The following is a 12,891-nucleotide window of genomic DNA, read 5'->3' on the forward strand; positions in this document are numbered from 1 at the left end:
AAAGACTCACGTTACAGGTGTTCTGTAACGACGGTCAAATAATAAGATAAACCTGTTTGCTGCTCCTCTAGCATTCCTCTATGGAAATCATCTTGCATAAAAAATCGCGTTTGTTTTACGTAATCTTCTTTACTTGTCGGATGCCCGTTCTGATTTAGGAACTTAAGATGATTTATGACATGCTCTTGCACGCCAGGGTCATGATACGTCACGCCGCTCCTTAAAAAATCAGCCATTCCATCAAGAAAATGTTTTGCTTCTATCGCCATTTTGTTCATTTCATCTACATTGATCACATGAGTATCTAAATCAAAATTGTAATGATCTTTTAAATAGCCATTTTGTTCTGCTAAAGATTGTTTCCACTCTTCCGCGCTTTCAAATCCTTTAAACATGACCTTATGATCCATATTCTCACCTTTTCTCGTGTATTCTAAAGACGTGTTGGCTGTTTGAATGAGGCGCTGATACTTTTCAATTTTCTTTTCAAACAGCTTTTTTTGTTTTTCTAATGTACTAGTTCTTTCAGCATCCTTATCTAATAATGTTTTTATATCTGATAAAGGAATATCTAATTCTTTGTAAAAAAGGATTTCCTGCAGTCTTTTTAGTTCGTCAGCACCATAGTACCGATATCCGGCTTCACTTATTTCTTTTGGAGCCAGCAGGCCGATTTTGTGGTAATGATAAAGCGTTTTGATTGTCACGTTCGCAATGTGGGATAGTTCTTTTACTGTTAATTTCACAATCCAATTCCTCCTTTCTTCTTTCACTATAAGGCCTTACCTTTGGTTGGAGTCAAGGATAAAATGGTGGTATTGACGTCCGGAGAGAATAGAATATCGGTGAATATGAGAGATGTTATTTGAGTCACTAAACAAGTGGCAGGCCCTAGATTGAAATAATCCTGAGAAGCCGTTCAAAAGCTGGCCGCTTCTTATTTAGGCTCAAAAAAGAGTGCTTTCAGCAAGCACTCTTTATTCCAGCTTAATTCGTTTTACATCCCCTAACACAAACACATAAAAAACCAATCCCAGCAACAGCACAAAACCAGCTACCAGAAAGCTGAGCGTAAAGGAGCCTGTCATATCAAACAAATACCCCGTCAGTGAAGCGGCAATAATGCCTCCGAACAGGTTGTTTGCCAGGTTCACCATGGAGCTTAGCATGGATACGGAACCGATCGGCGCCAGCTCTGCGGAGATGGACCAGCCGACTGGAGCGGTTGCAGAAATACCGGCAAGGCCGATTGAAATACAGATAATCGCGATGGTGATATTGTTCGTCAGAATGGAGCCTAAAAAGAAAAAGCCGAAGCTCATTCCCACAATGATTACGGTTCGGTATACCTTGGTGTTAGGATAACCTTTCTTAATAAAGTAATCGACGAGCCATCCCCCGACTACAATTCCGGAAATGGTTGAGATCAGCCATGGCACGGCTGTAAATAAACCGGACGACATGAGATCCATTCCGTATGTATGTTTAAAGAAAGTCGGAAGCCAGGTGAGCAGCAGGTTGAATGTATAGCCGTACCCTGTAAATCCGATCATTAAGCCCCATACTTTCCGGTTGGAGAAAAGCTTTTTTAAAAGCGGACCCGTTTTGTAAGGGATTTGCTCTGTTGTAATTGAATTGTGTCTTTGAATATAGTTTAGCTCACTTTTGGAAATGCGTTTGTGCCGTTCAGGCTGCTCATAATACTGCCAGAAAAAGATCGTAAACAGCACATTGATGCATCCAATCGTCAAAAAAGCGACACGCCAGTCAAAAGTTGTGACAAGAAAGGCGACCAATGGCGCGCCGATTACGTTTGAAAATTTGGCGGCCGAGTCGAACAGTGAGTTTGCCAATCCCCGCTCACTTGGAGGAAACCATAGTGCGGTTGCCTTGGAGGCGGCAGGGAACGCAGAGGCGCTCGTCAGCCCAATGAGAAACCGGAACAAATACAGCAGCAATTTTCCTTGCAAAAAAGCAAGAAGGATCGTTAATAAGCTCCATATCGTCATTCCAATCCTCGTGACCCACGCCACGCCAAACCGGTCCAGCAAACTTCCGACAGGCAGCTGCATCAGTGTATAGGAATAGGTGTAAATGGAAAACACGATGCCGAGTTCGGTTGCTGTAAGGTGAAACGAATCTTGTATCGCAGGGGCCGCTACAGAGATGGCCACTCGGTCAAAATAATTAAGAATAATAATGCCGCTGAGTAACGAAGATATGTACCATCTGGTATGTCCAGGCCGTTTCACGCGCTCTTGACTCATGATGAAAACCTCCTCTGTCATAGCATGATCTCCTGATGGAAATACCATTCAAATTTTAAATACCACAGTGGACTTTTGTGTAAACGGACAGCAGGAATTTGACTGGAAAAGCCCGGTGCTTTAGAATGAAAGTAATAAAAATGAACACTCCAAAGGGGAGTAGCTTTCACAGTAAAGTCGTCATTACGGGGCAAGATGCCCTCGGTTTTGCTGGCAATCTAATTGTTAGCGAGACCTTTGCCAAATCTGATTTGGTGAAGGTCTTTTTGTTTCGGAACTTCACCAAATCGGTGGAGTTTTTTCATTTTTATCAAAAAGGGAGAGGAGCGTCAGGATGTCTAAGCTGAAAAAGTGGCTGAAGCGAGAATTGGTGAGGAAAGGGCTGCCGTTAGCAAAAGAGAAATTGATCCCGATCTTACAAGAAAAAATGAAGAAGAAGCGATGAGGAGGCTGACGATGAAAATCATTTTGACTGTTCTTGGCGGAGTGGGGCTTTTGAGTGCAGGCGGATGCGGCATGCTTGATCAGGTGAATGACGGATTGAATTATACAAGTGAAGCCGCCGGCTATGTGGAGAAGGTGAAGACATTTGCAGAGGATGCGCCTGAATTGGCTGAGCAAGCTGTAAATGACACTGAGGCGAAAGAAAAACTTGAAGCACAGCTTGAGTCGATTCAGCAGGCTGCCGCTGATTTTAATGAATTAACACCGCCTGATGCTGCGGCGGAGATTCATCAAACCGTTCAGGAGCATAACGAAACCTTGCAGAAAAGTGCTGACGATGTGTTGAAACAAGTGGAAGAAGGCAAGGTATCGCTTGAAGAATGGGAGCAGTCAGACCTTGTCCAGAACGCAAAGCAAATTACTGACGTGATGGGCCAGATTGAAAAGCTGGGCGAATAAGAAAAAGCATCCCGATGACGGGATGCTTCAGCGTGTCGACAAACCCTCGCATTCGTTGTCAGGCCTGCGCTTCAGTGCTCACGAATTCCAACATTCGCTGTGCTCCGATGCTCGTCCTTCCTAGACTTCAAGGGTTTTCAATCACGCTGAAAAGATGACAACATCCTAAAACTATAAACCGTTTTAGGATGTTGTCAGTAATATGAAGCATCCCGGCGACGGGATGCTTTTTTATTATTCAGTCATTGCGTCAGTTAAGACAGGAACGACTTGTTTTTTACGGGAAACAACGCCTTTTAAGAGGGCCGTGTTGTTTTCTAATGTAACGTTGAACGCTTTTTCCACTTTCGCTGCTTCGTTACCGATCGCAAGGGCAAGTGAATCATTTTCTAAGATGTCTGTGATGACAAGAAGGAACAGGTCAAGGTTCTTCTCAGCTACAACGTTAGAAATCACAGCTTCTAATTCAGCTTGGCGTTTTTTCACATCTTCAATGTCTACTGTGTTCACTTGTGCGATTTCGACTTTTTTGCTGCCGAGTGTAAATTCTTTCGCATCAAGAGAAATCAGCTCTTCCACTGTTTTTTTGCTTAAGTCAGCGCCAGCTTTCAGCATGTTCAAGCCGTATTCTTCAGCATCTACGCCGGCGATTTCCGCAAGCTCTTTTGCTGCCGCTACGTCTTGGTCTGTGCAAGTTGGAGATTTGAATAACAGTGAGTCAGAAATGATCGCAGACAGCATCAGGCCGGCAATTTCTTTCTCGATTTTCACGTTATTTTCTTTGTACATTTTGTTTAAGATTGTAGCCGTACAGCCTACAGGCTCAGCACGATAGTAAAGCGGCTCAGCTGTTTCAAAGTTAGCGATGCGGTGGTGGTCGATCACTTCTAGAACCTGAACATCTTCAATGTCCTTGATGCTTTGCTGGCGTTCGTTATGGTCAACCAAGATAACGCCGTTTACTTCGTTTGCGGCTGTTTCAACAAGACGCGGGCTTTCTTGTTTGAAATAGTCAAGCGCGTATTGTGTTTCGCCGTTGACTTGTCCAAGACGGACTGGCTCAGCATTAAAGCCGAGTTTGTTTTTCAAATCAGCATAAGCAATCGCAGAACAAATCGTATCTGTGTCTGGGTTTTGGTGTCCGAAAATAAGTATTTTTTCCATGATAGCTCCTTATCTATTTTTTAAGTAGTGTAATCTTTATATAGTTTAACACGTCTTGCTGCAGGTGTAATCATACAAACCCGTAAAAATTGATGTGAATAAGAAGCATTTTCTTTGAGCTGAGAGGAAAAGGTGTGTAAAATACTGGGTAGCTTAGTTGCGAAATGTGATGTAGTATCAAAAAAGGTACTATTGGAGGGTCAAGAATGAGTGAAAAAAAGAATATATACCCGAACAAAGAAGGCTGTCCAGTTGAATTTACACTAGATGTGATTGGCGGAAAGTGGAAAGGAATTCTTCTTTATCACATGATAGATGGCAAGAAACGGTTTAATGAGTTTCGTCGAATTTGCCCGAGTATCACCCAAAGAATGCTCACCCTTCAGCTTCGGGAGCTGGAAGCGGACGGCATCGTGCATCGTGAGGTTTACCATCAGGTGCCGCCCAAGGTTGAATACTCTCTGACGGAATTTGGTCGAACGCTTGAACCGATTGTTTTGCAAATGAAAGAATGGGGAGAATCCAACAGAGATGTGCTGGAATCTTATCGGTCGAACGGCTTGCTGAAGGATCAGCAGAAATAGCAGCAAAGGGAACTCCTTTGCTGCTTGTTTTATTTCATTGAAAGGGCTCTGTTGGCGTTTCTGACGTCATTTTTCAACAGTTCAGAAAGGTTGTAAGACGGATAGTATCCATGCTGATACATGTATCGATAAACTTGTGCATGCAACTGGATGGCAGCATTCAGCTGTTTGACCAGTACATTTCTTAATTGAGGTGTTGCTGTTTCTGTAATCGCGATGGCATAGCTGCGGACAGACGTTTTGGCAAACCCGAGAAGATCACCGCTGTAAAATGGGTTATCCGCGCGTTCTTCTTCCTCATCCTCTCTGTGCGGCGCCTGCGGGAAGAATGGAAGAAGCTCTCTTAGATTTTGCTCAACAGCCTGAATGGACACACTATAAAGCTGTCTGAGCTGAGGGTCTTTTACTTCTCTTATCATTTTCTTCAGCCTAATGAGTCCATTTGATTGAAAAGCAACCAGCTCGTGCATTTCTAATGTTTCATGCCAAGCCAATGTTCTGCGTTCATCCATGTAACAATTCTCCTTTATCAATCAGATTCCATATCAGCATATGCCCAACGCTCAATGTTGTTCATGATGTTTTGAAGTTTTTAAAAAGGGAAATTCACCTTATATAGGATACGGGTTGAGAACATGCAAAAAGAGGTGAAACACGATGTGGGAGATGATAAAGAACTTTTTCTTGTTTAGCAGCGGCGTTCTGCAAGCAACAACCCTTTTACTGGTGATCTTAATTTTTATGTATGTCAGAAAAACGAAAAAGAAAAACAAGGAATCTTCTGGCTTTATGGATGATAAACATTAACCGTGATGGGCATTCTTTTCAAAGAATGTCTTTTCATTTGCAATGTTTCACATGAAACATTGGCGTCATTTTACTTGCGATTTGGACTTATGTTAAAATATAAAAGTAAAATTTAGAGATGATATAAAAAAACATTCGGTGCAAAGCATGTTGCAGCGATGAAAAAAGAGCAGTCGTTTATGCTGCTCTTTTCTATTCGTATGTTCAGGATGATACGAGGTGACTAAGTGAAACAAACGAGAGCATTAATGGAAGGTGCTATTTTAATCAGTCTGTTTGCGATCATCACGCTTTTGGTCGTTTATGTTCCTGTGATTGGAACAATTCTGTTATTTGCACTGCCGCTGCCCATGATCCTGTATACGATTAGACATGGATTGAAGTTAGGGATATGGATGGGCATTGTCAGTCTTCCGGTTGTTTTTATTGTTGGGTCCTTTACCGGGCTTATTGTAGCTTTTATGTCAGGTTGCGCCGGCATTGCCATGGGGCACTATTTCAAAAAGAAAGAACCCGGGCACGCCATTATTTCGGGCGCTCTTATTTATATGCTTTGTATTGTCTTCTATTTTGTGATAAGCATTCAGTTTTTGGGTATCAATATCATTGATGAAGCGATGACACAATACCGGCAATCTCTTGATATTGTAGAAACTGTAGTGAAGCAGTCGGGCAATGCTGAACAGCTTGAGAAGCAATTGAAACTGATGGAAGAACAATTGGGTATCGTTCAATATCTTTTTCCAACAGCTATTGTGATGGTAGGAGCTATTTTTTCTTTCCTCAGTTACCTTATCGCTAAGCCGCTCTTAAGGCGATTCTCCCCCGATATTCCTAATCTAAAGCCTTTTAGAGAGTTGAAGTTTCCGCAAAGTGTTGTAGTGCTGTATTTAATGATCGTCATACTTTCATTTTTGCCTTTAGAAAAAGGCCAAATGCTGTACTCTATCGCTTTAAATGGGGAGTTTATACTCGGGTTTCTGATTTTTATCCAAGGTTTATCATTTATCTTTTTCTATTGCCATAAGAAACAATATCCGAAGGCTGCGGCTGTAATTGCAGTGATTCTTGGGTTTATACATCCGATCTTTATGGCAGCCATTCGCATTTTAGGCGTTATAGATATGGGCTTTAATATAAGGAATAAGGTGAAGTGAACATGAAGTTTTACTCACATGGTGGGGAGTGATAGAAATGCCAAGCTTTTATGAAAAACCGCTGTTTCGGTATCCCATCTATGCATTGATTGCTCTGTCAATCATTACAATCCTCATCAGCTTTTATTTTAACTGGATATTAGGAACCGTCGAAGTACTGCTGCTCGCAGTTATTTTGTTTTTCATTAAACGTGCTGATTCTCTTATTCGAAAAGAGATTGATGCTTATATTTCTACGTTATCCTACAGGTTGAAAAAAGTCGGTGAAGAGGCATTGATGGAAATGCCGATCGGCATCATGCTTTTTAATGACCAATATTATATAGAATGGGCAAATCCGTTTCTTTCTTCTTGCTTTAATGAAAGCACATTAGTGGGGAGGTCCCTTTACGATACTTGTGAGTCGGTTGTGCCGCTCATCAAACAAGAGGTGGAATCGGAAACGGTTACATTGAATGACCGTAAGTTTAAGGTTGTCATCAAACGGGAAGAGCGCCTGCTGTATTTCTTTGATGTAACGGAACAAATCCAGATTGAAAAGCTATACGAAAACGAAAGAACCGTGCTGGCGTATATTTTCCTTGATAACTATGATGATGTGACCCAAGGATTGGATGACCAGACGAGAAGCACGATGAACAGCCAGGTAACATCTTTGCTGAACGCCTGGGCGCAGGAGTACGGGATCTTCCTGAAAAGGACGTCTTCAGAACGCTTTATTGCTGTACTTAATGAACACATCTTAACTGAACTCGAAAATTCGAAGTTTTCGATTCTAGATGAGGTGCGGGAAAAAACCTCATTTGACGGTGTAGCACTGACGTTAAGCGTTGGTGTCGGGGCTTCAGTCTCCTCGCTGAAAGAACTTGGCGATTTGGCGCAATCCAGCTTGGACTTAGCGTTGGGGCGCGGCGGAGACCAAGTAGCCATTAAGCTGCCGAACGGCAAGGTGAAGTTTTACGGAGGTAAAACAAACCCGATGGAGAAACGAACAAGGGTGCGGGCCCGCGTCATTTCTCATGCCTTAAAGGAAATCGTCTCTGAAAGCAGCAATGTGATTATCATGGGGCATAAATTCCCTGACATGGATTCTATCGGCGCAGCGATCGGGATTTTAAAGGTGGCTCAGGCAAATAACAAAGATGGTTTTATTGTCATTGATCCAAATCAAATCGGATCAAGTGTGCAGCGTTTGATTGAGGAAATCAAAAAATATGAAGAGCTGTGGTCAAGGTTTATTACGCCTGAAGAAGCGATGGAAATCTCCAATGATGACACGCTGCTTGTGATCGTTGATACACATAAACCGTCACTTGTTATGGAGGAACGGCTGGTCAATAAAATTGAACATATCGTGGTCATCGACCATCACCGCAGGGGTGAGGAGTTTATCAGAGACCCGCTGCTCGTTTATATGGAGCCGTACGCTTCTTCGACAGCGGAATTGGTGACAGAGCTGCTTGAATATCAGCCGAAGCGCTTAAAAATCAATATGATTGAAGCAACAGCCCTATTAGCTGGTATAATAGTGGATACAAAGAGCTTTTCTCTCCGCACGGGCTCGCGGACTTTTGATGCGGCTTCTTATTTAAGGGCAAAAGGCGCCGACACGGTGCTTGTGCAGAAGTTCCTGAAAGAAACCGTTGATTCCTATATTAAACGGGCGAAGCTGATCCAGCATACAGCCCTCTATAAAGAGAACATTGCGATTGCTTCTCTTCCTGAAAATGAGGAGGAATACTTCGATCAAGTGCTCATTGCGCAGGCGGCCGATTCGCTGCTTTCGATGAGTGAAGTTGAGGCTTCATTTGCGGTGGCGAGACGGGATGAACAAACCGTTTGTATCAGTGCGCGGTCACTTGGCGAGGTCAATGTTCAGATCATCATGGAGGCGCTGGAAGGCGGAGGGCATTTAACAAATGCGGCGACTCAGTTGTCCGGCATTTCAGTTTCTGAAGCGCTGGAACGGCTGAAGCACGCCATAGATGAGTATTTTGAGGGAGGCGTACAGAGATGAAGGTTATTTTCTTACAAGATGTAAAAGGAAAAGGAAAAAAAGGCGAAGTCAAAAACGTAGCAGACGGTTATGCGCATAACTTTCTAATTAAAAAAGGCCTCGCGGTTGAAGCGAACGCGTCAAACATCAGCGCGCTGAACGGACAAAAACAAAAAGAGAAAAAAGAAGCTATTGCCGAGCTTGAGCAAGCAAAGAGCTTAAAAGAAACATTAGAAAAACTGACAGTTGAGCTCAGCGCGAAATCAGGGGAAGGCGGCCGTTTATTTGGTTCTGTGACAAGCAAGCAAATTACTGAACAGCTCCAAAAAGACCATAAGATTAAAGTAGATAAGCGGAAGCTTGAACTGCCGGACGGCATTCGTGCATTAGGATATACAAACGTGCCTGTGAAGCTGCATCCTGAGGTGCAGGCTGTGTTAAAGGTACATGTGAAAGAAGAAGTTTAATAGAAAAGAGGCTTGGAGCAATCCAAGCCTCTTTTTTTATTCCACGAGATAAAGAGTTTGCTGGCTTTCTCCGCCAGGTCCTCCTCTCATGCTTTGCAGGCTGCTGTTTGTGCTGCTGGAAGAACTGCTATATTCGTCAGATGTTATTTCTTTTCCGTTTTTCTTAATCCAGGAAACAAGTTCGCTGTTGCCTGAGTTATTTCCTGACAGAAGGAAGTATTTTACTTTGCCTTCTTTGACCAGTTTTTTCAGTTCGGACACAGTCAGAATTGGATCTGTGCCGTTAAATCCGCCCATTGCCATAACAGATTCATTTTCATTAATGATGTATGGCGCAGCCGTTACGGTTGTCAAAGTAGCAAATAGATACTCTTCGCCGGTATTATGCTTTCTCAGATAGGACAGGAGTCCGGTGTCGACCTCTGAAGAGAACATGTTTCCGCCGTTTGCTGAGCTATTAAGCTGCGGGCCGGATTCAGGAAGGACGCTGTTGCCTCCGTATAGAAGCGGCGTTGCTGACCAGTAGACTGGTGTGAGCAGCAGAACACATAAGCTGATGATCGTCAGCTGCTTGCTGAATGGATGGCTGCGTTTAAGCATCAGAAGCGCAAGGGTGATGACGAATCCTAAGAGTCCCAGTACGTACAGCCATACACTGCCGATTTGGCTTGTATAAGCGCTCAGAATATAAACCTGGAACGCGGCTGTGATTAGAACGGCTGCCGGCAGAAGATAGCTGGCCCAGTCTTTATTGTTTTTGTATAAACGGTACATTGTGTACCATCCGATACCGGAAAGTGCGGCAATCGGAGGTGCCAGCATAATTAAATAATACTGGTGGAAGAATCCTGCAACGCTGAAGAAACCAGCCACAGGGACGAGCCATGCCGCCCAGAATAGCGTTTCTTTCATTTCATCAGCCTGACCGCGGCGATCACGGTACCAGCTGATGATTCCGCCCAGCAATCCGATCAATGCGAATGGAAGCATCCAGCTGATTTGGCCGGAAAGTGCCGATTGGAAGAGACGAAGCGGTCCTGCATCGCCGGTGCCGAACATATTCATATTCATGCTTTTTCCGCCGCTACCGCCAGGTCCTCCATTTCCGCCGCCAAGCCCGCCGTTTCCAGTTCCGTTGCCTGTTGGAGGTGTGCCTCCGCCTCCATTTAAAGCGCCGTTTTGTCCGCTAGGCGGCTGAGGCCCCTGTGAATTGTTACCGAATGATTGATTGCCGTTTTGATTGGCGGCACTTCCGTCAGACTTGCTGTTTCCGTCAGAAGATGATCCGTTGCTGTTTGGCGGTTGCATGGTGCTATGATTCTGCATGTTACGGCCGCTAGCGGCATTCATATCACTCCTTGCAAGGCCGGTGGTTTGTCCAAGCAGCCGCTCTGTGCCGTTGTAGCCGAAGGCCAGTTCTAACACTGAGTTGGTCTGGCTGCTTCCTACATAAGGCTGGCTGGAGGATGAGGTCGAATCCACCACAACCGCCCATGAGAGGGAAAGGCCTGTCAGTAGGACAAGAGACAGAATCAGAGACCCGATTTTTTTCTTCAGAGAAACCTGAGATGCAATCAGGTAGAATAACACAAATGCAGGCAATACCATAAACGCTTGCATCATCTTCATATTAAAGGCGAGTCCTATCAGGGCAAATGCCGTCAGGAGCCAAACCAGCTTGCCTTGTTTCACGGCCCGAAGCAGGCAAGCTGAACCGAGCAATAAGGTAAAGTCAAGCATGCTATCAATATTGTTTGTCCGGCTGACGGCTACTGCGATAGGCGTCAGTGTCATGACAAGTGCGGCAATGCGGGCCGCTCCAATTCCAAAAGTCGGTTTGATCATTCTGTAGAGAAGGAATACAGATCCAACTCCAGCGAGAGCCTGGGGAATGATTACACTCCATGTGTGAACGCCGAAAATCAGTGCGAAAATCGTTTGAACCCATAACACAACAGGCGGCTTATCTACTGTCACAAATCCAGAAGGGTCAAATGACGCATAAAAGAAATTGTGGAGGCTTTGCGTCATGCTTTTCACAGCCGCCAAATAGTATTGGTTCGCTGTGTCATCCTGCCAAATGTTATACGCATTCAGAAAAGCCGCTGTAAGCAAAATGAGAATAAGGACTACGTCGAATCGTTTGGTTTTCATCGTTTTTCACCTCTTTATGGTGTTTAATTGTAAAAAACAAATATGAAAAACTTATGAATAAACCATAAATATTCGAAGAATTTCAAAGAAAAAAGCGGAGATATCTTCCCCGCTTTTTATGCTGAGTTTCTTTGCTTCGCTGACTGAAGAATGTATCGATCTCGTCCGGCTCCCAGTCCGGCTGCTCCCATTACGATCAGGGCAGCAATAAGAAGCACAATCGGTGTTGTCCATGAATGTGTCTGGTCAAAGAGATAGCCGACAAAGATTGGACCGACGGCTGCAAGCAGATAGCCGAATGACTGAGACATGCCTGACAGCGCAGCGGCCTGCTGTGCATTTTCACTGCGGAGACCGATAAGAGTGAGTGCCAAACTAATGCTGGAGCCTTGTCCGATACCGATAATCACCATCCAGATGGCAAGCATTGTATGGCTGCCGCCCGCTAATAATCCGCATAGGCCGATCAGATAGACTGCGGCCAGCGCCGCAACGATAACGCGCTGCTGTTTCACACGGTCAGCTAAAACCGGTGTCAGAAAAGTGGAAGGCAGACTCGCAAATTGCATGAGTGACACCATCCATCCGGCTGTTGATGTATCAATCCCGTGTGAACGGAGAATTTCAGGAAACCAAGCGATGCTGCTGTAAAATAAAAATGATTGCAGTCCCATAAAGATGGTGACAAACCATGCCATTTTGGAAGCCCAAATGGAACTGTTTTGAAGCTTCACCGCCTTGTTTGCTGTATCCCGGTGGCGCAGCTGAGGTATCCAGATCAGCAATGCAAGTAACGCCAGCCCGCCCCATAAGAGAAAGGCTTGCTTCCAGCCGCCTCCCATTTGTGCCGCCAGGGGTACGCTGATCCCCGATGCCAAAGCAGCGAATATATTCATTGATGTCGTATACAGGCTGATCATGATTCCTGACTTTTCAGGGTATTTGTGTTTGATTAAGCTTGGCAATAGAACGTTTCCGATCGCAATTCCAACTCCGATGAGTGCCGTTCCGAAAAACAAAGCGGCAGTGTAGCCGGCAGAACGAATCAAAACGCCGATAAACAGTATCAGGAGACCAAGCCATAAGGTTCGCTCATTTCCGAGGCGCTGTCCGAGCTTAGGCGCAAGCGGAGAAAGAACTGCAAACGAAAGCAGCGGCAGTGCTGTCAAAAAACCGGCTGCCCCATTGGACATGTGCAGCTCTGCCCGGATAGAGCTGATGACCGGACCGACTGAAGTAATCGCGGGCCGTAAGTTAAACGCGATAAAGATAATGCCGGCGATCAGCCAAAACGATTGGATTTTTTTATTTTGTGGATGTGGCAAAGCAGTTACTCCTTTTTTCTAACATATACATCATATTATCCCGAAACAGGTAAGCAAGTATGTGAAT

General features: G+C 44.4%; 12 protein-coding genes. 6 read left to right on the forward strand and 6 right to left on the reverse strand.

The window, feature by feature from the left end:
* Positions 1–11 precede the first annotated feature (11 nt).
* The gene (locus AC0C66_RS08465; protein ID WP_472973596.1) at positions 12–749 is read right to left on the reverse strand and encodes a MerR family transcriptional regulator; all 738 of its coding nucleotides are present in this window, start codon (positions 747–749) and stop codon (positions 12–14) included.
* Between the two features lie 228 nt (positions 750–977).
* Positions 978–2,288 carry an MFS transporter gene (locus AC0C66_RS08470; RefSeq protein WP_079287678.1) on the reverse strand — a complete coding sequence of 437 codons (1,311 nt, stop codon included), beginning with the start codon at positions 2,286–2,288 and terminating at the stop codon, positions 978–980.
* A 435-nt stretch (positions 2,289–2,723) separates the two neighbouring features.
* Here AC0C66_RS08470 and AC0C66_RS08475 point away from each other — a divergent pair, with 435 nt between their 5' ends.
* Entirely contained in the window at positions 2,724–3,170 is a 447-nt protein-coding gene (locus AC0C66_RS08475) for a DUF6376 family protein (protein WP_072565587.1), read from the forward strand.
* Positions 3,171–3,404: 234 nt separating this feature from the next.
* Here AC0C66_RS08475 and AC0C66_RS08480 read toward each other — a convergent pair whose 3' ends face one another.
* Positions 3,405–4,334 (reverse strand): manganese-dependent inorganic pyrophosphatase, encoded by a 930-nt coding sequence (locus AC0C66_RS08480; RefSeq protein ID WP_472973538.1) that lies wholly within the window; start codon positions 4,332–4,334, stop codon positions 3,405–3,407.
* 206 nt (positions 4,335–4,540) lie between these two features.
* On the opposite strand from AC0C66_RS08480, the gene hypR reads away from it, so the two are divergent.
* On the forward strand, positions 4,541–4,918 hold the full coding sequence (hypR, locus tag AC0C66_RS08485; protein WP_014115858.1) for a transcriptional regulator HypR: 378 nt from the start codon (positions 4,541–4,543) through the stop codon (positions 4,916–4,918).
* 29 nt (positions 4,919–4,947) lie between these two features.
* On the opposite strand, the gene cotF is transcribed toward hypR, so the two are convergent.
* Positions 4,948–5,430 carry a spore coat protein CotF gene (cotF, locus tag AC0C66_RS08490; protein WP_014115857.1) on the reverse strand — a complete coding sequence of 161 codons (483 nt, stop codon included), beginning with the start codon at positions 5,428–5,430 and terminating at the stop codon, positions 4,948–4,950.
* 145 nt (positions 5,431–5,575) lie between these two features.
* Here cotF and AC0C66_RS08495 point away from each other — a divergent pair, with 145 nt between their 5' ends.
* The 4 genes from AC0C66_RS08495 (at position 5,576) to rplI (ending at position 9,345) form a co-directional block, all read left to right on the forward strand.
* Positions 5,576–5,725: a hypothetical protein gene (locus tag AC0C66_RS08495; RefSeq protein ID WP_014115856.1), complete on the forward strand. Its 150-nt coding sequence runs from the start codon at positions 5,576–5,578 to the stop codon at positions 5,723–5,725.
* Positions 5,726–5,952: 227 nt separating this feature from the next.
* Positions 5,953–6,882, forward strand: a complete 930-nt coding sequence (locus AC0C66_RS08500; protein WP_072182074.1) for a YybS family protein — start codon at positions 5,953–5,955, stop codon at positions 6,880–6,882.
* 37 nt (positions 6,883–6,919) lie between these two features.
* Complete coding sequence (gene gdpP / locus AC0C66_RS08505) at positions 6,920–8,899, forward strand: cyclic-di-AMP phosphodiesterase GdpP (protein ID WP_072182073.1); 1,980 nt, start codon at positions 6,920–6,922, stop codon at positions 8,897–8,899.
* Complete coding sequence (rplI, locus tag AC0C66_RS08510; RefSeq protein ID WP_003219165.1) at positions 8,896–9,345, forward strand: 50S ribosomal protein L9; 450 nt, start codon at positions 8,896–8,898, stop codon at positions 9,343–9,345. Before gdpP ends, rplI begins: the two co-directional genes overlap by 4 nt.
* A 36-nt stretch (positions 9,346–9,381) precedes the next feature.
* Here rplI and AC0C66_RS08515 read toward each other — a convergent pair whose 3' ends face one another.
* Together AC0C66_RS08515 and AC0C66_RS08520 are read right to left on the reverse strand one after the other, a co-directional pair.
* Positions 9,382–11,499, reverse strand: coding sequence for an ArnT family glycosyltransferase (locus AC0C66_RS08515; RefSeq protein ID WP_472973539.1), 2,118 nt, complete (start codon positions 11,497–11,499; stop codon positions 9,382–9,384).
* A gap of 116 nt (positions 11,500–11,615) precedes the next feature.
* Positions 11,616–12,824: a CynX/NimT family MFS transporter gene (locus AC0C66_RS08520; RefSeq protein WP_072182071.1), complete on the reverse strand. Its 1,209-nt coding sequence runs from the start codon at positions 12,822–12,824 to the stop codon at positions 11,616–11,618.
* Positions 12,825–12,891 lie beyond the last annotated feature (67 nt).

The sequence above is a fragment of the Bacillus sp. VA13 genome (assembly GCF_055710085.1).

Coding starts and splice junctions, on each gene's coding strand:
- AC0C66_RS08470 (WP_079287678.1), bottom strand. CDS start 2,288: ATGACAGAGGAGGTTTTCATCATGAGTCAAGAGCGCGTGAAACGGCCT.
- AC0C66_RS08475 (WP_072565587.1), top strand. CDS start 2,724: ATGAAAATCATTTTGACTGTTCTTGGCGGAGTGGGGCTTTTGAGTGCA.
- AC0C66_RS08480 (WP_472973538.1), bottom strand. CDS start 4,334: ATGGAAAAAATACTTATTTTCGGACACCAAAACCCAGACACAGATACG.
- hypR (WP_014115858.1), top strand. CDS start 4,541: ATGAGTGAAAAAAAGAATATATACCCGAACAAAGAAGGCTGTCCAGTT.
- cotF (WP_014115857.1), bottom strand. CDS start 5,430: ATGGATGAACGCAGAACATTGGCTTGGCATGAAACATTAGAAATGCAC.
- AC0C66_RS08495 (WP_014115856.1), top strand. CDS start 5,576: ATGTGGGAGATGATAAAGAACTTTTTCTTGTTTAGCAGCGGCGTTCTG.
- gdpP (WP_072182073.1), top strand. CDS start 6,920: ATGCCAAGCTTTTATGAAAAACCGCTGTTTCGGTATCCCATCTATGCA.
- rplI (WP_003219165.1), top strand. CDS start 8,896: ATGAAGGTTATTTTCTTACAAGATGTAAAAGGAAAAGGAAAAAAAGGC.
- AC0C66_RS08515 (WP_472973539.1), bottom strand. CDS start 11,499: ATGAAAACCAAACGATTCGACGTAGTCCTTATTCTCATTTTGCTTACA.